We start from the raw sequence: 20,767 nt of genomic DNA on the forward strand, positions 1-20,767 counted from the left end.
ACTGAGCCTCGGCCGAACCGGCGTCCCCGGCGCAGCCGAACCGGCGTACCCCCGAAGGGCGTTACGCGGTCGGGCGGCCCATCGCGCGGTAGGTCCACCCGGCCCGCCGCCACAGCTCGGCGTCGAGCGCGTTGCGCCCGTCGAGCACCACCCGCTCCGCCGCGACCGCGGCCAGCTCCGCCGGGTCCAGCTCGCGGAACTCCCGCCACTCCGTCAGATGCAGGACGACGTCCGCGCCGCGCACCGCCTCGAGGGCCGAGTCCGCGTAGCCGAGCGTCGGGAAGACCTTGCGGGCGTTGTCCATGCCCTTCGGGTCGTACACCGTGACCTGGCCGCCCTGGAGGTGTATCTGCCCGGCGACGTTCAGCGCGGGCGAGTCCCGTACGTCGTCCGAGTCGGGCTTGAAAGCGGCGCCGAGCACCGCGACGCGCTTGCCGAGGAACGAGCCGCCCCCGACCGCCTCCCGCGCCATCTCGACCATCTGGCCGCGACGCCGCATGTTGATGGAGTCGATCTCGCGCAGGAAGGTCAGTGCCTGGTCCGCGCCCAGCTCACCGGCGCGCGCCATGAAGGCGCGGATGTCCTTCGGCAGACAGCCGCCGCCGAAACCGATCCCGGCGCGCAGGAACTTGTGGCCGATCCGCTCGTCGTAGCCGATGGCCTCCGCGAGCTCGGCCACGTCGCCGTCGGCGGCCTCGCACACCTCGGCCATGGCGTTGATGAAGGAGATCTTGGTGGCGAGGAAGGAGTTGGCCGCCGTCTTGACCAGCTCGGCGGTGGGGAAGTCGGTCACGACGAACGGTGTGCCGTCCTCGATCGGCGTGGCGTACACCTCGCGCAGCAGCTTCTCCGCGCGCTCGCTCCGCACGCCGACCACGATCCGGTCGGGGTGCAGAGTGTCCTTGACGGCGAAGCCCTCGCGCAGGAACTCCGGGTTCCAGGCCAGCTCGGCGTCGTCGCCCGCGGGCGCGTGCTCGGCGAGGTACGCGGCGAGGCGGCCCGCCGAGCCGACCGGCACGGTGGACTTGCCGACGACCAGCGCCGGGCGCCTCAGATGCGGGGCGAGCGAGGCGATGGCGGCGTCGACGTACGACATGTCGCAGGCGTACTCGCCGTGCTTCTGCGGGGTGTTCACACAGACGAAGTGCACGTCGCCGAACTCCGCGACCTCCGCGAAGTCGGTCGTGAACCGCAGCCGCCCCGTCGACCCCTCGATGCCCGAGACATGGCGGCGCAGCAGCTCGTCGAGCCCCGGCTCGTACATCGGGGTCTCACCGCGCTCCAGCAGGGCGATCTTCTCCGGCACCACGTCCAGGCCCAGCACCTCGAAGCCGAGTTCGGCCATGGCCGCGGCGTGTGTGGCGCCGAGATAGCCGGTGCCGATCACGGTGATCTTCAGGCTCATTGCTGCTCCAGCCAGGGGGTACGTCGACGGTGCGGAGCCCGAGCATAGTCGTGCCCCGCTCGGGGCAGGTCTCCAGCTGTCGCCAAGCTCACGTATGCGGGCCTCGGGCAGCCCTCTAAACTTCAGTTACTTAACGGTAATTAGCGTCAGTACCACAGCGTCCTTGGAGCGTGAGAGACCGTGGCCGGATCGGCTGACTTCGACCTGTACCGCCTGTCCGAGGAGCACGACATGCTCCGCGACGCCGTCCGCTCGCTGGTCGAGGCGAAGATCGCGCCGTACGCCGCCGCCGTGGACGAGGAGGCCCGCTTCCCGCAGGAGGCGCTGGACGCCCTCGTGGCGGGCGACCTGCACGCGGTGCACGTCCCGGAGGAGTACGGCGGCTCGGGCGCCGACGCGCTCGCCACGGTGATCGTGATCGAGGAGGTGGCCCGCGCCTGCGTCTCCTCCTCCCTGATCCCGGCCGTGAACAAGCTCGGCTCGCTCCCGGTGATCCTCTCCGGCTCCGAGGAGCTGAAGAAGAAGTACCTGGGCCCGCTCGCCAAGGGCGACGCGATGTTCTCGTACTGCCTCTCCGAGCCGGACGCCGGTTCGGACGCGGCGGGCATGAAGACCAAGGCCGTGCGCGACGGCGACTTCTGGGTGCTCAACGGCGTCAAGCGCTGGATCACCAACGCGGGCGTCTCCGAGTACTACACGGTGATGGCCGTGACCGACCCGACGAAGCGCTCGAAGGGCATCTCCGCCTTCGTGGTCGAGAAGTCGGACGAGGGTGTCTCCTTCGGCGCCCCGGAGAAGAAGCTCGGCATCAAGGGCTCCCCGACCCGCGAGGTCTACTTCGACAACGTCCGCATCCCCGCCGACCGCATGATCGGCGAGGAGGGCACCGGCTTCGCGACGGCCATGAAGACCCTGGACCACACCCGCATCACCATCGCGGCCCAGGCCCTCGGTGTCGCCCAGGGCGCCCTCGACTACGCCAAGGGCTACGTCCAGGAGCGCAAGCAGTTCGGCAAGCCGATCGCGGACTTCCAGGGCATCCAGTTCATGCTGGCCGACATGGCCATGAAGATCGCCGCCGCCCGCGCCCTGACCTACCAGGCGGCAGCCGCCTCCGAGCGCGGCGACAAGGACCTCACCTTCCAGGGCGCCGCCGCCAAGTGCTTCGCCTCGGACGTCGCCATGGAGGTCACCACCGACGCCGTCCAGCTCCTCGGCGGCTACGGCTACACCCGCGACTACCCGGTCGAGCGCATGATGCGCGACGCCAAGATCACCCAGATCTACGAGGGCACGAACCAGGTCCAGCGGATCGTGATGGCGCGGAACCTGCCGTAATTCCGGCCTCTTGAGCCAAGCAGACCTGACGGCCCCCGGCACTTTGTCGGGGGCCGTCGTCGTGCCGTGGCTTCGCACTCACGCGCCGTGCGCCTCGTTCTGGTGTCGCCGCATTCTCACGTTGGCATCCGAGACGGCGCTGTAGTCGCCTGCCGATCGCGCGTTCTTACGAGCGACCGAAAGAGAAAGACAGTCGGGGCAGCCCGGCCGGGGGGACGGCTCGGGCGGAAACTCCGGCCACAACGTGGTTTCGACTACGGGACCGGACGTTCTCTCTTGGCTCTCCATGGCGCCATCTTGGGAGGGCCACGTCCGCGCCTCTAGCCTGTTTCCTGTTCCCGCAAGAATTCGTCCCGGATACCTTCGAGCAGATTCCGCATGTCGTCTCCGGCAAGTGCCACCTGCTCAAACCCGTCGAATTTCCGCACATAAACAGCGACGTCTCTAGGGTCCGTGACAAGCACTTCCGCATGCACCGTTTCCACCGTGACCATACGGTCGTCGCGGATCGCGAACGAGTGGTTCGCCATATCGTTCTGCTGAATGTCCAGAGGAACCACGCGAATGTCGACGTGAGCAAGTCGTGAAACCGACACGATTCGATCCAGCTGTGCGGCCATTACGGATGGCGCGACAATCCTCCATCGCAGCACGGGCTCAGTGATGATGAACCGCAAAGACTTCGAGCTGTCGTAGAGGACGGCTTGTCGGTCCAATCGGCCGCTGATCGTGCGGGCCAGGGTGTCGTCGCTCAGGTCGTGGCGTTGCAGCACGGCCCGGATGTACTCGGGGATCTGAAGCAGACCAGGGACCAACGCCGGCTGGAACATGCGCAGCATCGACATCTGCGCTTCGAGCGCCTTGACCTCTTGCTGCCCCTTGTGCACTCCCACCCGCTTGAGCAGCCGCCACTCGGTCGTCTCGGTACCGGCGGTGCGGGCGGCTTCGGTGTATTCGGCCCTGATCTCGTCGCTCACACCGATGGCGAGAAGGATGCGTTCCACGTCCGCCGCGCTGGGTGCCAGCTTCGCGTTCTCGATCTTGGATAGCTTGGACGGAGACATGAGAGCGCTGCGGGCGACTGCCTTGGCCTCCTTTTCGGATGCCTGACGCAACGCCCGCAGCGCAGCCCCCAACTGTGCCCTGTTCACACTCCGTGCTTGGCCCACCATGCGGGGAACGGCTCCGCGTGGGTGAGTGCCAGGTCGCGGTACTGCTTGAATCGCTCCGCCTGTTCCACCGGCAGAACCTCCGACCCCAAGTACTTACCGCCTCCGTCGTAGCTCATCACGGCCACCGATTCGGAGTCGAAGAACCAGAAGTCCGGCACTGCCTCCAAGGGGTTGGGTTTCTCCGTGACATCGAGGATGAAGAACTCCTCCCCGCCGGTCATGTTCTTCCGGTAACCCCAGCCGAGTTCGAACCGCAGGTAGTCCGTGAGCGGGCGGGACAGAATGTGCACCCGGTAGAGCCGCTTGCCGGTGCCGGTGTACGAACGAAGCCTTTCGACCCACCCCGCGTTGTAGTCGTCAGGCTGGGGCTCTCCGGCCAGGAACGCGTGATACGCGTCGACGCTGCCGAACTTGCTGTAGTCGTCCAGGGTTTCGAGCCGGAACGCCTCACGCTCGAACGCGTCGAAGAGGTCTCCGAGGGTCCTAGACGAGGTGGTCACGGATGGCCTTCCGGATCAGTTCCATCGGGATTTCGACCAGAGTTTCATGGTCCGGAATGTCGGGCCCGTGATCGGTCGGAGTCTCACCCTGCACCAGGAAAGTCCCGCGATCCGTGGCGTAGATCGTCGGGCACTCGGTGACATTCGCACGTACTGACCAGCTTGGTGACCTTCATGATCCGGGTTCCCCTCTCCCATGGCCGCTGCCGGTACCGCGCCTGGTCGATGGTCCCGAGACCGGAGCGCAGGGGTCAAGCGATCACGGTTGAAGGAACGGGAAACCGCCCGGCCTAGCCTTCCTTCGCCGCCTCGATGACCTCCTCCAGCGTCGCCCGGGACCGCTTGAGGTCGGTGATCAGGCGGTCGATGCGGTCGCGTTCGGCGGTGAGGTCTTCGAGGAGGCGGGGGGTGGCGGTCGCGGAGGGGCCGCCGTCCTGGTCGCGCATGCAGGGGAGGAGGTCGCGGATCTTGGGGCTGTGCAGGCCCGCCGCGTAGAGCTCCTGGATGCGGACGACGCGGTCCACGGCGGTCGCCGGGTAGTCGCGGTGGCCGCCGGGGGTGCGGTCGGCGGAGAGCAGGCCCTGGGTCTCGTAGTAGCGCAGGGACCGCTCGCTCACTCCGGTGCGCCGGGCCAGTTCACCGATCCGCATGGCAGCCTCCGCTCCGCATGGCGCCCTCCGCGCTTGAATCTGACATCAGTGTCAGCTTCTACGGTACGGCCATGACGGACTTCCTGGCCCCCGCCCGGCTCGGCCGGCTGGCGCTCCCCCACCCTCTCGTGATGGCCCCGCTGACCCGTAACCGCGCGGAGCCCGACGGCACGCCGACCCCGCTCATGGCCGAGTACTACGCACAGCGCGCCTCCGCCGGTCTGATCATCGGTGAGGCGGCGACGCCCAACGCGGTCGGACAGACGTACCCGGACATCGCCGCCCTCCACACCGACCGGCACACCGAGGGCTGGCGGAAGGTGACCGAGGCCGTCGCAGAAGCCGGTGGGCGGATGTTCCTCCAGCTCCAGCACGGCGGGCGGGTCAGCCATCCGCTGACCACCGGGCTGACCCCCGTGGCGCCCTCTGCCGTCCCGCTGCCCGAGACGATCTTCACACGGGAGGGGCGTCTTCCCGCCCCCGTGCCCCGGGCGATGACCACCGACGACATCCACGCCACCGTCGCCGACTTCGCCGAGGCCGCGCGCCGGGCGGTCGACGCCGGGTTCGAGGGGGTGGAGGTGCACTCGGCCAACGGGCATCTGCTGCACCAGTTCCTCGCCGGGAACACCAACCTCCGTACCGACGCGTACGGCGGGGCCGTCGAGCGGCGGGTGCGGTTCACCGTGGAGGTGACCGAGGCCGTCGCCGAGGCGATCGGGGTCGAGCGGGTGGGGGTGCGGATCTCGCCCGGCGGCACGGTCAACGGCATCCGCGAGGACGACACCGACGCCCTCTACCCCGCGCTCGTGCACCGGCTGCGCGAGCTGGACCTCGCCTATCTGCACCTCGTGCGCGCCGAGCCCGGCAGCGCGCTGTACCGGCGGCTGCGGGCCGACTGGCCGGGCGTCCTGATCGGCAACCCCGTGCTGACCGACCTCACCACCGAGGCGGTCGCCCGGGCCTGCCGGGAGATGCTGGCCGCCGGAGCCGAACTGGTCGCGCTGGGGCGGCCGTTCCTCGCCAACCCGGATCTCGTCGAGCGGCTGCGCCGGAACGCGCCGCTCAATCCGCTCCGCGAGCGGTATCTGATGTACGTGGGCGGGGCCGACGGCTACACCGACTACCCCGCCCTCGTCGGCTAGCCGTCCAGGGACTCGATCGTCGCCGTGGACGCCGGGCGCGTGGCGCGCAGGCCGCGGGAGACGTCCTCTGCGGCGCCGAGGGCGCGGACCGCGTTCTGCCAGGTCAGCTTGGCGAGGTCGGGCTTGGACCAGCCCCGGTCGAGGAGTTCGGCGATGAGGTTGGGGTAGCCGGAGACGTCGTTGAGGCCGTCGGGGGTGAAGGGGGTGCCGTCGTAGTCGCCGCCGATGCCGAGGTGGTCGATGCCGGCGACCTCGCGCATGTGGTCGAGGTGGTCGGCGACGGTGGACACCGTGGCGATGGGGCGCGGGTGGGTCTCCTCGAAGGCGCGGTGGACCTTCATTCCCGCCTCGGTGGTGTCGAGGTGGTGGAAGCCGTGCGCCCGCATGTTCTCGTCGGCGGCGACCGTCCAGTCGACGGCGGCCTGGAGGACGAACTTCGGTACGAAGGTCACCATGGCCATGCCGCCGTTGGCGGGGAGGCGTTCCAGCACGTCGTCCGGGACGTTGCGCGGGTGGTCGCACACCGCGCGCGAGGACGAGTGGGAGAAGATCACCGGCGCCGAGGAGGCGTCCAGCGCGTCCCGCATCGTCGTCGCCGCGACGTGGGAGAGGTCGACGAGCATGCCGAGGCGGTTCATCTCGCGCACGACCTCGCGGCCGAAGGCCGTCAGACCGCCCGCCTTCGGCTCGTCGGTCGCCGAGTCCGCCCAGTCCACGTTGTCGTTGTGGGTGAGCGTCATGTACCGCACACCGAGCGCGTACAGGCCCCGCAGCGTGCCCAGCGAGTTGGCGATGGAGTGGCCGCCCTCGGCGCCCATCAGGGAGGCGATACGGCCCGAGGCGCGCGCCGCCTCCATGTCCGCGGCGGTCAGCGCGGGCGCCAGCGCGTCCGGGTACCGCTCGATCAGCCGCGTCACGCAGTCGATCTGCTCCAGCGTCGCGGGCACCGCGTCGGGCAGGTCCGAGCGCACGTAGACCGACCAGTACTGCGCCCCGACGCCGCCCTCGCGCAGGCGCGGCAGGTCGGTGTGCAGATGGGCGTTCTGGTGACCGGCGATGTCCCGCGCGGTCAGGTCGTAGGCGACCTGCTCCCGCAGCGCCCACGGCAGGTCGTTGTGGCCGTCGACCACGGGGAACTCGCGCAGCAGCGAGCGGGCTTCGTCCAGGGAGGTCATGCGCGTCCTACTTTCCGAATCCGAAGCCGTTCGAGCCCTCGACCTTGGAGCGCAGGCGCTTGCCCTTCTCGGTGGCCTGGTCGTTGAGGTCCTGCTGGAAGTCGCGCATCCGCTGGAGCAGGTCCTCGTCGTGGGCGGCGAGCATGCGGGCCGCGAGGAGACCGGCGTTGCGGGCACCGGCGACGGAGACCGTGGCGACCGGGACACCGGCGGGCATCTGGACGATCGACAGCAGGGAGTCCATGCCGTCCAGGTACTTCAGCGGGACCGGCACGCCGATCACCGGGAGCGGGGTCACGGAGGCCAGCATGCCGGGCAGGTGGGCGGCGCCGCCCGCGCCCGCGATGATCGCCTTGAGCCCGCGCTCGGCGGCCTGCTCGCCGTAGGCGATCATCTCGCGCGGCATCCGGTGCGCGGAGACGACATCGACCTCGTAGGGGATCTCGAACTCGTCCAGTGCCTGGGCGGCGGCTTCCATGACGGGCCAGTCGGAGTCCGACCCCATGACGATGCCAACGAGGGGGCTCATTCGGTGATCGTGCCCTTCAGATAGCCGGCTGCGTGACGGGCGCGTTCCAGTACGTCGTCCAGGTCGTCGCCGTAGGTGTTGACGTGACCCACCTTGCGGCCGGGTTTGACGTCCTTGCCATACATGTGGATCTTCAGCTGGGGGTCGCGGGCCATGCAGTGCAGGTACGCCGAGTACATGTCCGGGTAGTCGCCGCCGAGGACGTTCACCATGACCGTCCAGGGGGCGCGCGGGCGCGGGTCGCCGAGGGGGAGGTCGAGCACCGCGCGGACGTGGTTGGCGAACTGCGAGGTGATCGCGCCGTCCATGGACCAGTGGCCCGAGTTGTGCGGGCGCATGGCCAGCTCGTTGACGAGGACGCGGCCGTCGCGGGTCTGGAACAGCTCGACGGCGAGGTGGCCGACGACGCCGAGTTCCTTGGCGATGGTCAGCGCCATCTCCTCGGCCTTCAGCGCCAGTCCCTCGTCCAGGCCGGGCGCGGGGGCGATCACGGTGTCGCACACCCCGGCGACCTGGCGGGACTCCACGACCGGGTAGGCGACGGCCTGGCCGTGCGGGGAGCGTACGACATTGGCGGCCAGCTCGCGGACGAAGTCGACCTTCTCCTCGGCGAGGACCGGCACACCGGCGCGGAAGGGCTCGGCGGCCTCCGCCACGGAGTCCACGACCCACACGCCCTTGCCGTCGTAACCGCCGCGCACGGTCTTGAGGACGACGGGGAATCCCTCGCCCTCCGCCGCGAACGCCGCCACGTCGGCGGGATCGCGCACGATGCGGTGGCGCGGGCAGGGCACCCCGATCTCGGTGAGCTTCGCGCGCATCACGCCCTTGTCCTGGGCGTGCACGAGCGCGTCGGGCCCCGGGCGCACGGGGATGCCGTCCGCCTCCAGGGCCCGTAGGTGCTCGGTCGGCACGTGCTCGTGATCGAAGGTGATCACGTCACAGCCGCGCGCGAACTCACGCAGCGTGTCCAGGTCGCGGTAGTCGCCGATGACGACATCGCTGACGACCTGCGCCGCGGAATCCTGAGGGGTGTCACTGAGGAGCTTGAACCTGATGCCCAACGGGATGCCCGCCTCGTGCGTCATACGCGCGAGCTGCCCCCCGCCGACCATGCCGACTACCGGGAACGTCACCCCCCTAGCGTATCGGCCGCGCGGACCGGCCCGGCTCGCGCGCGTGCGTACGCCCCCGTGCGCGTTCTCTTACCCGCCCCTTGCCCGGCTCTTGCCGACCCGTTTCCCGGCTGTGGCCCGGTGGGCGGGCATCGTGAAGGTCGCGTGGATAGCATGGCTGGGCCTATGGAAGCTACGGACGGGAGCTGCACAGCCATGGAACACCGTTCCTCGGGGCTGCACCGGCTCGCGCGCGAGCTGGCCAAGTTCGGTGCCGTCGGCGGTGCCGGTGTCCTGGTCAATCTGGGCGTGTTCAACCTGGTCCGGCACGTGTCCGACCTGCCGGTGGTGCGCGCCAGCATCATCGCGACCATCGTCGCGATCATCTTCAACTACGTGGGCTTCCGTTACTGGACGTACCGGGACCGCGACAAGGGCGGGCGCACCCGGGAGCTGACGCTGTTCCTGGTGTTCAGCGCGATCGGCCTGGTCATCGAGAACGGCGTACTGTACCTGGCCACCTACGGGTTCGGCTGGGACACCCCGCTGCAGAGCAACGTCTTCAAGTTCCTCGGCATCGCCGTCGCGACGCTCTTCCGCTTCTGGTCGTACCGCACCTGGGTCTTCCGCGCGCTGCCCGCCGGGGGCGACTCGGTCGTCAAGGGCTCGGGCGGGCCCCGGCCGGACGAGAAGGAGCGGGTGCGCTAGCCGGGTTCCCGGTCCGTCGGCGCCCGTCCTCAGCGGACCGTGGGCCGCCCCTCGCCGTCCGCCTTGGGCGACGGGGCCGTACGGGACAGGAAGAGGCCGAAGACCGCGGGCTGGGTCTGGAGCAGTTCCAGGCGGCCCCCGTCGGCCTCGGCCAGGTCACGGGCGACGGCGAGCCCGATCCCGGTGGAGTTGCGGCCGCTGATGGTCCGCTCGAAGATCCGCGCGCCGAGGTCGGCCGGGATGCCGGTGCCCTCGTCGGTGACCTCGATGACGGCCTGGTTGCCGATGACCCGGGTGCGCAGGGCGACGGTGCCGCCGCCGTGCATCAGCGAGTTCTCGATCAGCGCGGCCAGCACCTGGGCGACCGCGCCGGGCGTGCCGACCGCCTTCAGATGCCGCTTGCCGGAGCTGACGATGGCCCGGCCCACGCTGCGGTAGGCGGGGCGCCACTCGGCGAGCTGCTGCTGGATGACCTCGTCCAGGTCGAAGGAGACGGCGGAGCCGGTGCGCGGGTCGCGCGAGTTGGTCAGCAGCCGCTCCACCACGTCGGTCAGCCGCTCCACCTGCGCCAGCGCGATGGTGGCCTCCTCCTTCACCGTGTCCGGGTCGTCGGTGAGGGTGATCTCCTCCAGGCGCATGGACAGCGCGGTCAGCGGCGTCCGCAGCTGGTGGGAGGCGTCGGCGGCCAGGCGCCGTTCGGCGGTGAGCATCCGGCCGATGCGCTCGGCGGAGGAGTCGAGCACGTCCGCGACCCGGTCCAGCTCGGGGACGCCGTAGCGCTTGTGCCTGGGGCGGGGGTCGCCGGAGCCGAGGCGTTCGGCGGTCTCGGCGAGGTCGGTGAGCGGGGAGGCGAGCCGGTTGGCCTGGCGTACGGCGAGCAGGACGGCGGCGATCACGGCGAGCAGCGCGACCAGGCCGATGATCAGCAGGGTGCGGCCGACCTCACGGGTCACGGCGGAGCGGGGCTCCTGCACGGTGACCGTCTCGCCCTCCTCGCCGCGCTGCGTGGAGTGGATGACGTCGCCCTTGGGCCGGGTGCCGATCTCGATCGGGGCCCGGCCGGGGATGCGGATGACGGCGTACTGGTCCTTGCTGACCGGGTTGCGCAGCGCCTTGGCGTCGACGTGCTCGGAGGCGAGGATGCGGCTGTCCACGATGCTGGCCAGCCGGACCGCCTCGGACTCGACGCGTTCCTGGGCACTGTTGCTGATCGTCCGGGTCTCGACGATCACCAGGGACACCCCGAAGACCGCGATCACCACCAGCACGACGGCAAGCGTGGACTGAATGAGACGACGACGCACGAGGGCCCTCCGCTAGAACTAAGGACCACCAGTCTCCCCCGCCCAGCTGCAGCCCCCTAAGGGGCGCGGGGAACTGCGCGAATGCCCACGACGAGGGGGAAAGCCGCCGACGAACCGGCAGCCCCTCCCCGGAAGGCGAAACTCAGCTCTTCTCGAACCGGAACCCGACTCCACGCACCGTGGCGATGTACCGCGGGTTAGCCGCATCATCACCGAGCTTCTTCCGCAGCCACGAGATGTGCATGTCCAGCGTCTTGGTGGACGACCACCACGTCGTGTCCCACACCTCCCGCATGAGCTGGTCACGCGTGACGACCCGCCCCGCGTCCCGGACGAGCACCCGCAGCAGGTCGAACTCCTTGGCCGTGAGCTGAAGTTCCTCCTCCCCCATCCACGCCCGGTGCGACTCGACGTCGATCCGTACGCCATGGGTGGCCGGCGGCTGCTGCGGCTCGGTCGCGCCGCGCCGCAGCAGGGCCCGGACGCGGGCGAGCAGTTCGGCGAGGCGGAAGGGCTTGGTGACGTAGTCGTCGGCGCCCGCGTCGAGGCCGACGACGGTGTCCACCTCGTCGGCGCGCGCGGTCAGGATGAGGATCGGCACGGTGTGGCCGTCGGCACGCAGTCGGCGGGCGACCTCAAGGCCGTCCATGCCGGGCAGGCCCAGGTCCAGCACGACCAGGTCGACACCGCCCTGCATTCCGGCGTCGAGCGCGGTGGGGCCGTCCTCGCGGACCTCGACCTCGTAACCTTCCCGGCGCAGGGCGCGGGCCAGCGGCTCCGAGATGGACGCGTCGTCCTCGGCGAGCAGTACACGGGTCATGAGGTGATGGTAGACCGCCCGCGCGGGGAGTCGGGGTGTGGTCGGCCACCGCGCTCTTACCTTTGTCCCCCGCTGGTACAAACCAGTGCTCGCGGCGTGGGATCGTGGAAGAGCCTTGGAAACCACTTGCGCGGTTCCCCTGTTTCCTGTGATCCGCGTCTCAAGTCCTTCCATATCCGGCAGTCTCCTGCCGTATGGTGATCTGAACGCCTGTAGCACACACCGGGGACCTCTTGGCGGGCACATGTCGCCAAGGGTCTCTTTCTTTGGTGTGCGGGCTGGACAACGTCCGGCCTTGAAAGGAATGACCTCTGGCCGGGCTCCGGACGCAGTGACGCGTACGGGGCGTGGATCCCGGTGGTCGCCGTCCGCCGCTCCCTCGGGAGGCGGGGCCCCCTTGGCGTGGGGGTGGACGTCCGACCTGCCGGTGCCGGCCGCACCCCCACCGGGCGCGCCGCGCTCCAACGCGCGTCCCGACCAGCAAGGAACGACCATGGCGTCCAGCCTGACGAAGGACTCGGTCCGCCCGGACATCGGGGCCGAGAAGACCTTCTTCGGCCACCCCCGCGGACTGGCCACCCTCTTCATGACCGAGATGTGGGAGCGTTTCTCCTACTACGGCATGAGGGCCCTGCTCCCGCTGTACCTGGTCGCCCCCAGCGGCCTGCACATGAACGCGGGCACGGCGACCGCGATCTACTCCGTGTATGTGTCGCTCGTCTACCTGCTCGCCCTTCCCGGCGGCTGGGTCGCGGACCGTCTGCTCGGTCCTCGCCGGACGGTGGCCGTTTCCGGTCTGATCATCATGCTCGGCCATCTGTGCCTGGCGCTGCCGGTCTCCGCGAGCTTCTTCGTGGGCCTGGGTCTGGTCGCGATCGGTTCCGGTCTGCTGAAGGCCAACATCTCCACCATGGTCGGCCACCTGTACAAGGGTCCGGACGACGCGCGCCGTGACGGTGGCTTCACGCTCTTCTACATCGGCATCAACCTCGGTGCCTTCATCGCGCCGCTGATCATCGGCACGGTCGGTGAGAACGTCGGCTGGCACCTCGGCTTCGCCATCGCCGCGCTCGGCATGGCCCTGGGCCTGGGCCAGTACCTGCTGGGCGGCCGTCACCTGAGCGAGCAGAGCAACGTCGTCCCGACGCCGCTCACCGCCGAGGAGAAGCGCTCCACGCTGCGCAAGGGCCTGATCTGGCTCGCCATCGCCGTGGTGTTCTACGGCATCGTCGGCGGCACCGGTCACTTCACCCTGAACTGGGCGCTGATCCCGCTGACGATCATCGGCCTGGTCATCCCGATCATGGTGATCGCCCGTATCCGCCGGGACAAGGAGCTGGACGACTCCGAGCGCTCGAAGGTGTCCGCGTACATCTGGTTCTTCGTCGCCGCGGCCGTGTTCTGGATGATCTACGACCAGGGTGGTTCGACCCTGTCGATCTTCGCCGACGCGTCGGCCAAGAACACGATCGCCGGCTGGAACTTCCCGGTCTCCTGGTACCAGTCGGTCAACCCGGTCATGATCATGGCCCTGGCCCCGGTGTTCGCCTGGCTGTGGCTGTGGCTGAACCGGCGCGGCAAGGAGCCGAGCACCATGGTGAAGTTCGCCTCCGGTCTCGTGCTGGTCGGTGCGTCCTTCTTCCTCTTCCTGGCTCCGCTGTCCATCGCCGAGGGCGGTCACAAGGCCGCCGCGCTGTGGCTGGTCGCGATCTACTTCGTGCAGACCGTCGGTGAGCTGACGCTGTCCCCGGTGGGTCTGTCCGTGACCACCAAGATGGCGCCGAAGAAGTACGCCTCCCAGATGATGGGCGTCTGGTTCCTCGCGGTCACCGCGGGCGACTCGGTCACCGCCCTCCTGTCCAACCCGGCCATCGGCGGCGTCAACCTCGACCGCATGGGCTTCGTCGGCCTGGAAGCCGTCCTCGCGGTCGTCGCCGGCATCGCGGTCTGGATGTACCGCAAGAAGGTCAAGGCGATGATGGGCTCGGTCAACTAGCCCACCCCCTGCCCGCTCCGCGAGAGGGGCCCCGCATCCTCGAGATGCGGGGCCCCTCTCGCGTACCGCTGCCACCCGGTGCGCGGGATGACGCTGGGAGCCTCTCCGCCCAGGAGCGACAGTGGCGGCGCAGCCCTCGGTTCGGCGGAGCACGCGACCAACGACGTCCTCCCCCGCAGAGTCGTCAGCGGAGAGGGACGCGCGGCCACCCCTCGCAGGGGCACGTACGACTGGCGACCGCCACGGGGCGGCCCGATCCACGCGGGTCCGCGCGACGGCACTCCTCGGACGAGCCCGAGACCGGCAGCCCGGCTGACGAGCACGGCCCTCGGCGCCGAGCCGATATCGCGAAGCGTCCGCGCAGGAGGCACGTGCGGCCGGGGCCCGCCACGGGCGGGGCGCACGGTCCGGACGGCGACACTCCGCAAGGGAAGCCCGCCCGGCAGCCCCGACAACGAGCGACGCCCTCGCGACGAGGTCATCCACAGGGAGGCGTATCGCGCGGGACACGTGGTGCCACAGTTCGTTCTAGGGCGGGAGTGATCCGCGTGGGCCGGGCGGCGGCCACTCCGCAACGAGATACGCCCTCCCGGCGGGATCGTCCGCAGGGAGGGCGTATCTCACGGCAAGCGCGCTTCGGTTCCAGTCAAAGCGCCGCAGGCTTCAGGCTGGGGCGCCCAGTTCGGCCCATACCGTTTTGCCGGGGCTGTTCGGGGTGCGGACCACGCCCCAGTCGAGGCAGAGGCGTTGGACGATGAACATGCCGTGGCCGCCGGGGCGGCCCGCGCGGTGCGGGGTGCGGGGGGCGGGCTGGCCGGTGCCGCGGTCGCGGACCTCCAGGCGGATCACCTTGCGGTCGCAGGTGAGGTACAGCTCGTCGGGGCCCCCGGCGTGCAGGCAGGCGTTGGTGACCAGCTCGGAGACGACGAGCAGGACGTCCTCGGCGGCGGCGCGCTGCTCGGCCCCCGAGGCGGGCAGCCAGCCCCACGCGTACAGCGCCTGGCGGGTGAAGTCCCGGGCGAGCGGCACCACCCCGCTCTCGCCGTCCAGGCTCAGCCGACGGGCCTGCTGCCCCTGGGCCTGCCGCGCACCCTCGGCGGGCGCGGGCGGCGCGGCTGCCCCCGCGGACGCGCCGTCGGACGGCGCACTCCCCTCGGGCACCCCGGAAGCGCCGCTCGGCTCCGGGCCGCGGTCGCCCGGCGAGTAGGGCCGGGTGGTGCTCATCAGCGCTTCACCTCACCGATTCACCAGTTCACGATTCAAAAGTCCGACTCCGTTCGGATCGCGGGCGGTCCGCCCGCCGGGCGGCCGGGCCGTCGCCTGCGCCGCCCTCGCCCGCACGCCTCCACCCCTACGTCGCGTCCAGGCCGTCCGCCGGTTCCCGGGAGGGAGCGGCCGTCGGCCGACCGATTCAGAATGTCTCCTGCCCGACCGAGGCCGCGGAACACCCGCGTGTTCCGCGTGACCGGTGCGCCGGGCGGGCGCGATCGTGCGAGGGGCGCGGCGTCAGCCGTCCTCGCCCGCCAGCGCGGCGTCCAGGGAGTCATGGACGGTGAACACCGCCTCCGCCCCCGTGATCTCGAACACGCGTGCGACCACCGGCAGCATTCCCGCCAGATGGACCCCACCGCCCGCGGCGTCGGCCTTGAGCCGGGCGCCGAGCAGGACATTGAGGCCCGTGGAGTCGCAGAACTCCAGTCGCGAGCAGTCCACGACGAGCCGCGAGAAGCCCTTCGCCAGGAGGTCGTCGAGCGGCTCGCGCAGTAGATCGGCGGTGTGGTGATCGAGTTCACCCGCCGGTGTCACTACGGCGCTGGAGCCCTCTTCCCGCACCTCCACCAGAAGCCGGCCCGACTGTGCGCTGCCGACCGTCCCGTGGTCCATGCCGTCTCTCTCCCGAGGTCGTGGCTGCTGATGCCCTCGAACACTACGCCTTCCCCCCGCACTCCGACACCCGAACAACCCCGCAAAACCGGGCATATCGCCGCACAAGGAACTTGCCACCGGCTCGGTGGAGCGGGTAGGGCTAGTAAGGACACAACACACCCCCACCCCGGCTTCGGAGGCGCCGCACACCGCAGTGCACGTATTTCGGCTTCGGCAGCCTTATGCCGAGAACGATGGAGGACACCCATGTCACCCCGGCTCGACGCATCGCATACCCCGATCGCGACGTCGACACCCCCACCGGACCAACTGGATCATGCCATCGATCCTCTCGACCCCCTGGCAGGTCTCCCGGAGATCCCGCCCTTCGACGAGGTCGGCCCGGTGGACGCGCGGGCACTTTCCAAGACCCTCTTCGAGCGCCTCGAGACGCTGGAGGAAGGCACCCATGAACACGCGTACGTCCGCAACACCCTCGTCGAACTCAATCTGGCGCTCGTCAGGTTCGCCGCGTCGCGCTTCCGCTCCCGCAGCGAGCCGATGGAGGACATCGTCCAGGTCGGCACGATCGGCCTGATCAAGGCGATCGACCGCTTCGAGATGGCACGCGGCGTGGAGTTCCCGAGCTTCGCGATGCCGACCATCATCGGCGAGATCAAGCGCTTCTTCCGCGACACCTCGTGGTCCGTGCGCGTACCGCGCCGACTGCAGGAGCTGCGCCTGGACCTGGCCAAGGCCGGGGACGAGCTGGCCCAGCGCCTGGACCGCGCCCCGACCGTCGCGGAACTGGCCGAGCAGCTCGGCATCTCCAACGAGGAGGTCGTCGAAGGCATGGCCGCCTCGAACGCGTACACCGCCGCCTCGCTGGACGCCCAGCCCGAGGAGGACGACTCCGAGGGCGCGCTCGCGGACCGCATCGGCTACGAGGACCACGGGCTCGAAGGCATCGAGTACGTCGAGTCGCTGAAGCCGCTGATCGCCGAACTCGCGCCCCGCGACCGGCAGATCCTGTCCCTGCGCTTCGTCGCGGGCATGACCCAGTCGGAGATCGGCGACGAGCTGGGCATCTCCCAGATGCACGTCTCCCGGCTGCTGTCGCGCACGCTGGTACGGCTGCGCAGGGGGCTCACCGTGGAGGAGTGAGGCAGACGCCTCGCCCTCGGTCATGAGGCGGCTCGGCTGACAGTGCCGGGCCGCCTCACCGTGTTCCCGGGGGGCGGCCGGGGCGACCGGGGTTTTGTCAGGTGCCCCTCACAAGGGGCCCGTCACACCACCCGTACGCCCCCGCGCCACACCGCCTCGACCAGCGGGACGCCCGGCCGGTAGGCCAGATGCACATGGCTCGGCGCGTCCAGCAGGACCAGGTCGGCCCGGCTGCCGGGCGCCAGGCGGCCGATGTCGGTGCGCCGCAGGGCCGCCGCACCGCCCGCCGTGGCGGACCAGACCGCCTCGTCGGGGGTCATGCCCATGTCCCGTACGGCCAGCGCGACACAGAACGGCACGGACGAGGTGAAGGACGAGCCGGGGTTGCAGTCCGTGGAGAGCGCGACCGTGGCCCCCGCGTCCAGCAGCCGCCTGGCGTCCGGCCATTGCGCCCGGGTGGAGAACTCGGCGCCGGGCAGCAGCGTGGCCACCGTGTCGCTGTGGGCCAGCGCGTCCACGTCGGCGTCGGTCAGATGCGTGCAGTGGTCGGCGCTGGCCGCGTCCAGCTCGACGGCCAGCTGGACGCCGGGGCCGTAGGAGAGCTGGTTGGCGTGGATGCGCGGGTGCAGCCCCTTGGCCCGGCCCGCGGTGAGGATCGCGCGGGCCTGGTCGCCGTCGAAGGCGCCCTTCTCGCAGAACACGTCGATCCAACGGGCGTGCGGGGCGCACGAGTCCAGCATCTCGCCGGTCACCAGGGCGACGTACGCGGCCGGGTCACCGGCCAGCTCCGGCGCGACGATGTGGGCGCCGAGATAGGTGACCTCGTCGATGTGCCGGGCCGCCAGGCGCAGGGCGCGGGTCTCGTCCTCGACGGTCAGGCCGTAGCCCGACTTGGTCTCCATCGTGGTCGTGCCCTGGCGCAGCGCCTCGGCGAGGTGGCGGGTGAGGCCCGCCTCCAGTTCCGCGTCGCTCGCGGCGCGGGTGGCCGCGACGGTGGTGCGGATGCCGCCCGCCGAGTAGGAGCGGCCGGACATGCGGGCGTTGAACTCGGCCGTGCGGTCCCCGGCGAACACCAGGTGCGAGTGGGAGTCCACGAAGCCCGGCAGGACCGCCTTTCCCCCGGCGTCGAGGCGATTGTCAGTGGCGGGTGCTTTGCTTGACTCACCGGCCCACACGACGCGTTCGCCGTCGATGACCAGGGCCGCGTCCTGGATGAGTCCGAGGGGAGTCCCGTCACCGAGGGAGGGGTCGTTGGTGACCAGCGTGGCGATGTGGGTGATGGCGGTGCTGCTGCTCATGGTGTCCTCGTGGGTGCCGGTGGGGGTCAGCCACTCAGGGCCGCGATCGCGTCCGCGAGCGCACGCGGCACATCGGGTACGAGCGCGTGCGCCCCGTCGCGTACGACGTGCCGCCCGCCCACGACCGTGTGCCGTACGTCCGCGGCGCTCGCCGCGAATACGGCCGTCTCGGCGCCGAGCCGGGGTGGCGGCCCGGCCGTCCTGACCGAGTCGAGCGCGAGGGTCGTGAGGTCGGCCGCGCGCCCGGGTTCGATGGCGCCCGCCTCCGGCCAGCCGAGCGCGGCGTGACCGTCCTCGGTGGCGGCGCGCAGCAGCGCGGCGGCGGTCCAGTGGCCCCGGGTGCGGGTGCGCAGCCGCTCGTCCAGTTCCATGGCGCGCGCCTCTTCGAGCAGGTCGATGACGGCGTGGCTGTCGGAGCCGAGGGAGAGCGGTGAGCCCGCGCGCTGGAGGGCGACGGCGGGTCCGATGCCGTCCGCGAGGTCGCGCTCGGTGGTCGGGCACATGCAGGTGCCGGTGCCGGAGCCGCCGAGGAGCCGGATGTCCTCCTCGGTGAGGTGGGTGTTGTGCACCCCGGTGGTGCGCGGCCCGAGCACACCGTGGTCCGCGAGCAGCCGGGTCGGGGTGACCCCGTGGGCGGCGAGACACGCGTCGTTCTCGGCGGTCTGCTCCGAGAGGTGTACATGCAGTGGGGCCCGCCGTTCCTCGACCCAGCGGGCGACGGTGGCCAGCCCCTCGGCGGGCACGGCCCGTACGGAGTGAATGGCCGCGCCGATCCGTGCGTGATCCCGTTCCTTGAGAACTGAACAGCGTTCGGCCCAGGCTTCCGCACTGCCGTCGGAGAAGCGGAGCTGGTGGGCGGTGGGCGGCTCGCCGAAGCCGGAGGAGAGATAGGCGGTGTCGAGCAGGGTGATCCGGATGCCTGCCTCGGCGGCGGCCTCGATCAGCGCCTCGCCCATGGCGTTGGGGTCGGCGTAGCGAGTGCCGCCCCGGTCGTGGTGCAGATAGTGGAACTCGCCGACGCAGGTGATCCCGGCGAGGGCCATCTCGGCGTACACCGCGCGGGCCAGCGCGTGGTACGTCTCGGGGGTCAGCCGGTCCGCGACGGAGTACATCACCTCGCGCCAGGTCCAGAAGGTGCCGCTGCCGACCTGGACGGTGCCGCGCAGGGCGCGGTGGAAGGCGTGCGAGTGGGCGTTGGCGAGTCCCGGCAGGGTGAGTCCGCGCAGGATCTCGGCGCCGGGCGGCGGGGCGTCCGTACCGGTGCGGACGGCGGTGATGCGGCCGTCCGCCACCTCGACGGTCACGCCGGGCTCGACATAGTCACCGAGCCAGGCGTGCTCCAGCCAATAGGTTCCCTCGGTCACCTGCGGGCCAGTCCTTCCAGTACGTCGGCGAGCGCGCGCACCCCGGCCACGCAGTCGTCCTCGGCGGCGAACTCGGCCGGGGAGTGCGAGACACCGGTGGGGTTGCGTACGAACAGCATGGCGGTCGGCACGCTCGTCGCGAGGATTCCGGCGTCGTGCCCGGCCCCGGTCCCGAGCACCGGCACCTTGAGGTCGGCGTCCCGGCCGAGCAGCCGGGCGAGTTCGTCGCGCAGCGCGTGGTCGAACTCCACGACGGGCGTGAACGACTCCCGTACGACCTCCAGGTCGATCCCGTGCGCCTGTGCGTGCTCCCGCGCGGCGCTCTCGATCTCCCGCACGACCGTGTCCAGGGTCTCCTGCCCCGCCGCCCGGGAATCGAGCCACCCGCGCACCAGGGAGGGGATGGCGTTGACCCCGTTGGGCTCGACGGCGATCTTCCCGAAGGTGGCCACGGCACCGGCGAGTTCGGCGGCTCGCCGCGCGGCGAGCACGGTCTCCGCGTAGACCGGCATCGGATCACGCCGGTCCCCGAGCCGGGTCGTCCCCGCGTGATTGGCCTCGCCCCGGAAGTCGAACCGCCACCGCCCGTGCGGCCAGATGGAACTGGCGATGCCGACCTGGTCCCCGGACAGGTCCAGCGCCCGGCCCTGCTCGACATGCAGCTCGACGAACGCCCCGATACGGGCGAGGCGTTCGCGATCGGCCCCGATCCTCTCCGGGTCGTACCCGGCGGCCTCCATGGCCCGCGCCAGCGTGACCCCGTCCTCGTCGGTGAGCCGATGAGCCTGCTCCACGGTCAACTGCCCGCTGCTGAGCCGCGACCCCACACAGGCCAGCCCGAACCGCGCCCCCTCCTCGTCCCCGAAGTTGACGATCCCGAGCGGCCGGTCCAACTGGGCTTTTCGGGACCTCAGTTCATCGAGTGCGGCAAAGGAGGACACGACCCCGAGCGGCCCGTCGAAAGCCCCGCCATCCGGCACGGAGTCGAGATGCGACCCGGTGACGACGGCATCCCCCTCGGCGGGATCACCGAGCCAGGCCCACTGATTCCCGTTCCGGTCGACCTCATAGACCAGCCCGCGCGCTTCGGCATGCCCCCGGAACCACTCCCGACAGTCGGCATCGGCACCAGTCCAGGCATAACGCCGATAGCCCCCGGAGGCGGAGCTACGCCCGATGGGCAACAGCTCGGCCCACATCTCTTGGAAGGGCACAACG

Annotated in this window: 19 protein-coding genes and 1 pseudogene; 5 read left to right on the plus strand and 15 right to left on the minus strand. The window is 70.5% G+C overall.

From position 1 onward, the window contains the following. Positions 1-61: 61 nt before the first annotated feature. On the minus strand, positions 62-1,405 hold the full coding sequence (locus B079_RS0122385) for a UDP-glucose dehydrogenase family protein (protein WP_018548077.1): 1,344 nt from the start codon (positions 1,403-1,405) through the stop codon (positions 62-64). 180 nt (positions 1,406-1,585) lie between these two features. Between B079_RS0122385 and B079_RS0122390 the strand changes: the two genes are divergently transcribed. Then, positions 1,586-2,743 (plus strand): acyl-CoA dehydrogenase, encoded by a 1,158-nt coding sequence (locus B079_RS0122390; RefSeq protein ID WP_018548078.1) that lies wholly within the window; start codon positions 1,586-1,588, stop codon positions 2,741-2,743. 320 nt (positions 2,744-3,063) lie between these two features. Here B079_RS0122390 and B079_RS0122395 read toward each other — a convergent pair whose 3' ends face one another. The 4 genes and pseudogenes from B079_RS0122395 to B079_RS0122405 all read right to left on the minus strand — a co-directional run bounded on the left by B079_RS0122395 (position 3,064) and on the right by B079_RS0122405 (position 5,065). Next, positions 3,064-3,894 carry a helix-turn-helix domain-containing protein gene (locus B079_RS0122395; RefSeq protein ID WP_018548079.1) on the minus strand — a complete coding sequence of 277 codons (831 nt, stop codon included), beginning with the start codon at positions 3,892-3,894 and terminating at the stop codon, positions 3,064-3,066. Continuing rightward, positions 3,891-4,415: a DUF6879 family protein gene (locus B079_RS0122400; RefSeq protein WP_018548080.1), complete on the minus strand. Its 525-nt coding sequence runs from the start codon at positions 4,413-4,415 to the stop codon at positions 3,891-3,893. The genes B079_RS0122395 and B079_RS0122400 overlap by 4 nt, the downstream gene beginning before the upstream one ends. Then, positions 4,399-4,591: pseudogene (locus B079_RS36030) on the minus strand (hypothetical protein). The gene B079_RS0122400 and the pseudogene B079_RS36030 overlap by 17 nt, the downstream one beginning before the upstream one ends. A gap of 114 nt (positions 4,592-4,705) precedes the next feature. Then, the gene (locus B079_RS0122405; protein ID WP_018548081.1) at positions 4,706-5,065 is read right to left on the minus strand and encodes a MerR family transcriptional regulator; all 360 of its coding nucleotides are present in this window, start codon (positions 5,063-5,065) and stop codon (positions 4,706-4,708) included. 71 nt (positions 5,066-5,136) lie between these two features. Here B079_RS0122405 and B079_RS0122410 point away from each other — a divergent pair, with 71 nt between their 5' ends. Next, the gene (locus B079_RS0122410) at positions 5,137-6,210 is read left to right on the plus strand and encodes an alkene reductase (protein ID WP_018548082.1); all 1,074 of its coding nucleotides are present in this window, start codon (positions 5,137-5,139) and stop codon (positions 6,208-6,210) included. On the opposite strand, the gene B079_RS0122415 is transcribed toward B079_RS0122410, so the two are convergent. From B079_RS0122415 to B079_RS0122425, 3 genes are read right to left on the minus strand one after another with little or no spacing between them, the layout of a single operon-like run. Next, the gene (locus B079_RS0122415) at positions 6,207-7,385 is read right to left on the minus strand and encodes a dipeptidase (protein WP_018548083.1); all 1,179 of its coding nucleotides are present in this window, start codon (positions 7,383-7,385) and stop codon (positions 6,207-6,209) included. The two genes, B079_RS0122410 and B079_RS0122415, sit on opposite strands and share 4 nt — an antisense overlap. 7 nt (positions 7,386-7,392) lie before the next feature. Then, the gene (gene purE, locus B079_RS0122420) at positions 7,393-7,890 is read right to left on the minus strand and encodes a 5-(carboxyamino)imidazole ribonucleotide mutase (RefSeq protein ID WP_018548084.1); all 498 of its coding nucleotides are present in this window, start codon (positions 7,888-7,890) and stop codon (positions 7,393-7,395) included. A 20-nt stretch (positions 7,891-7,910) separates the two neighbouring features. Next, on the minus strand, positions 7,911-9,050 hold the full coding sequence (locus tag B079_RS0122425; RefSeq protein ID WP_026248950.1) for a 5-(carboxyamino)imidazole ribonucleotide synthase: 1,140 nt from the start codon (positions 9,048-9,050) through the stop codon (positions 7,911-7,913). A gap of 195 nt (positions 9,051-9,245) precedes the next feature. Here B079_RS0122425 and B079_RS32585 point away from each other — a divergent pair, with 195 nt between their 5' ends. Then, positions 9,246-9,737, plus strand: coding sequence for a GtrA family protein (locus B079_RS32585; RefSeq protein WP_018548086.1), 492 nt, complete (start codon positions 9,246-9,248; stop codon positions 9,735-9,737). A gap of 29 nt (positions 9,738-9,766) precedes the next feature. Here the strand turns inward: B079_RS32585 and B079_RS0122435 are convergent, their stop codons facing one another. Together B079_RS0122435 and B079_RS0122440 are read right to left on the minus strand one after the other, a co-directional pair. Beyond that, a complete protein-coding gene (locus tag B079_RS0122435; RefSeq protein WP_026248951.1) occupies positions 9,767-11,041 on the minus strand; it encodes an ATP-binding protein in 1,275 nt (424 codons plus the stop codon). A 142-nt stretch (positions 11,042-11,183) separates the two neighbouring features. Then, positions 11,184-11,861: a response regulator transcription factor gene (locus B079_RS0122440; protein ID WP_018548088.1), complete on the minus strand. Its 678-nt coding sequence runs from the start codon at positions 11,859-11,861 to the stop codon at positions 11,184-11,186. Positions 11,862-12,354: 493 nt separating this feature from the next. Between B079_RS0122440 and B079_RS0122445 the strand changes: the two genes are divergently transcribed. Continuing rightward, positions 12,355-13,857: an oligopeptide:H+ symporter gene (locus tag B079_RS0122445; protein ID WP_018548089.1), complete on the plus strand. Its 1,503-nt coding sequence runs from the start codon at positions 12,355-12,357 to the stop codon at positions 13,855-13,857. A gap of 663 nt (positions 13,858-14,520) precedes the next feature. Here B079_RS0122445 and B079_RS0122450 read toward each other — a convergent pair. After that, complete coding sequence (locus B079_RS0122450; protein WP_018548090.1) at positions 14,521-15,081, minus strand: ATP-binding protein; 561 nt, start codon at positions 15,079-15,081, stop codon at positions 14,521-14,523. A 282-nt stretch (positions 15,082-15,363) separates the two neighbouring features. Further along, complete coding sequence (locus B079_RS0122455; protein ID WP_018548091.1) at positions 15,364-15,741, minus strand: STAS domain-containing protein; 378 nt, start codon at positions 15,739-15,741, stop codon at positions 15,364-15,366. 249 nt (positions 15,742-15,990) lie between these two features. Between B079_RS0122455 and B079_RS0122460 the strand changes: the two genes are divergently transcribed. After that, the gene (locus B079_RS0122460) at positions 15,991-16,887 is read left to right on the plus strand and encodes an RNA polymerase sigma factor SigF (protein WP_018548092.1); all 897 of its coding nucleotides are present in this window, start codon (positions 15,991-15,993) and stop codon (positions 16,885-16,887) included. Between the two features lie 122 nt (positions 16,888-17,009). On the opposite strand, the gene hutI is transcribed toward B079_RS0122460, so the two are convergent. The 3 genes from hutI to B079_RS0122475 are packed head-to-tail and all read right to left on the minus strand — an operon-like array spanning position 17,010 to position 20,748. Continuing rightward, a complete protein-coding gene (gene hutI, locus B079_RS0122465; protein WP_018548093.1) occupies positions 17,010-18,185 on the minus strand; it encodes an imidazolonepropionase in 1,176 nt (391 codons plus the stop codon). A 26-nt stretch (positions 18,186-18,211) separates the two neighbouring features. Then, positions 18,212-19,549 carry a formimidoylglutamate deiminase gene (locus tag B079_RS0122470; RefSeq protein WP_018548094.1) on the minus strand — a complete coding sequence of 446 codons (1,338 nt, stop codon included), beginning with the start codon at positions 19,547-19,549 and terminating at the stop codon, positions 18,212-18,214. Further along, positions 19,546-20,748, minus strand: coding sequence for an allantoate amidohydrolase (locus B079_RS0122475; protein ID WP_078496076.1), 1,203 nt, complete (start codon positions 20,746-20,748; stop codon positions 19,546-19,548). Before B079_RS0122475 ends, B079_RS0122470 begins: the two co-directional genes overlap by 4 nt. Positions 20,749-20,767 lie beyond the last annotated feature (19 nt).

Origin of the sequence: Streptomyces sp. LaPpAH-108, from assembly GCF_000373625.1 — a bacterium.
Taxonomy (GTDB): Bacteria; Actinomycetota; Actinomycetes; order Streptomycetales; family Streptomycetaceae; genus Streptomyces.

Coding starts and splice junctions, on each gene's coding strand:
- B079_RS0122385 (WP_018548077.1), bottom strand. CDS start 1,405: ATGAGCCTGAAGATCACCGTGATCGGCACCGGCTATCTCGGCGCCACA.
- B079_RS0122405 (WP_018548081.1), bottom strand. CDS start 5,065: ATGCGGATCGGTGAACTGGCCCGGCGCACCGGAGTGAGCGAGCGGTCC.
- B079_RS0122410 (WP_018548082.1), top strand. CDS start 5,137: ATGACGGACTTCCTGGCCCCCGCCCGGCTCGGCCGGCTGGCGCTCCCC.
- B079_RS0122415 (WP_018548083.1), bottom strand. CDS start 7,385: ATGACCTCCCTGGACGAAGCCCGCTCGCTGCTGCGCGAGTTCCCCGTG.
- purE (WP_018548084.1), bottom strand. CDS start 7,890: ATGGGGTCGGACTCCGACTGGCCCGTCATGGAAGCCGCCGCCCAGGCA.
- B079_RS32585 (WP_018548086.1), top strand. CDS start 9,246: ATGGAACACCGTTCCTCGGGGCTGCACCGGCTCGCGCGCGAGCTGGCC.
- B079_RS0122440 (WP_018548088.1), bottom strand. CDS start 11,861: ATGACCCGTGTACTGCTCGCCGAGGACGACGCGTCCATCTCGGAGCCG.
- B079_RS0122445 (WP_018548089.1), top strand. CDS start 12,355: ATGGCGTCCAGCCTGACGAAGGACTCGGTCCGCCCGGACATCGGGGCC.
- B079_RS0122450 (WP_018548090.1), bottom strand. CDS start 15,081: ATGAGCACCACCCGGCCCTACTCGCCGGGCGACCGCGGCCCGGAGCCG.
- B079_RS0122455 (WP_018548091.1), bottom strand. CDS start 15,741: ATGGACCACGGGACGGTCGGCAGCGCACAGTCGGGCCGGCTTCTGGTG.
- B079_RS0122460 (WP_018548092.1), top strand. CDS start 15,991: ATGTCACCCCGGCTCGACGCATCGCATACCCCGATCGCGACGTCGACA.
- hutI (WP_018548093.1), bottom strand. CDS start 18,185: ATGAGCAGCAGCACCGCCATCACCCACATCGCCACGCTGGTCACCAAC.
- B079_RS0122475 (WP_078496076.1), bottom strand. CDS start 20,748: ATGTGGGCCGAGCTGTTGCCCATCGGGCGTAGCTCCGCCTCCGGGGGC.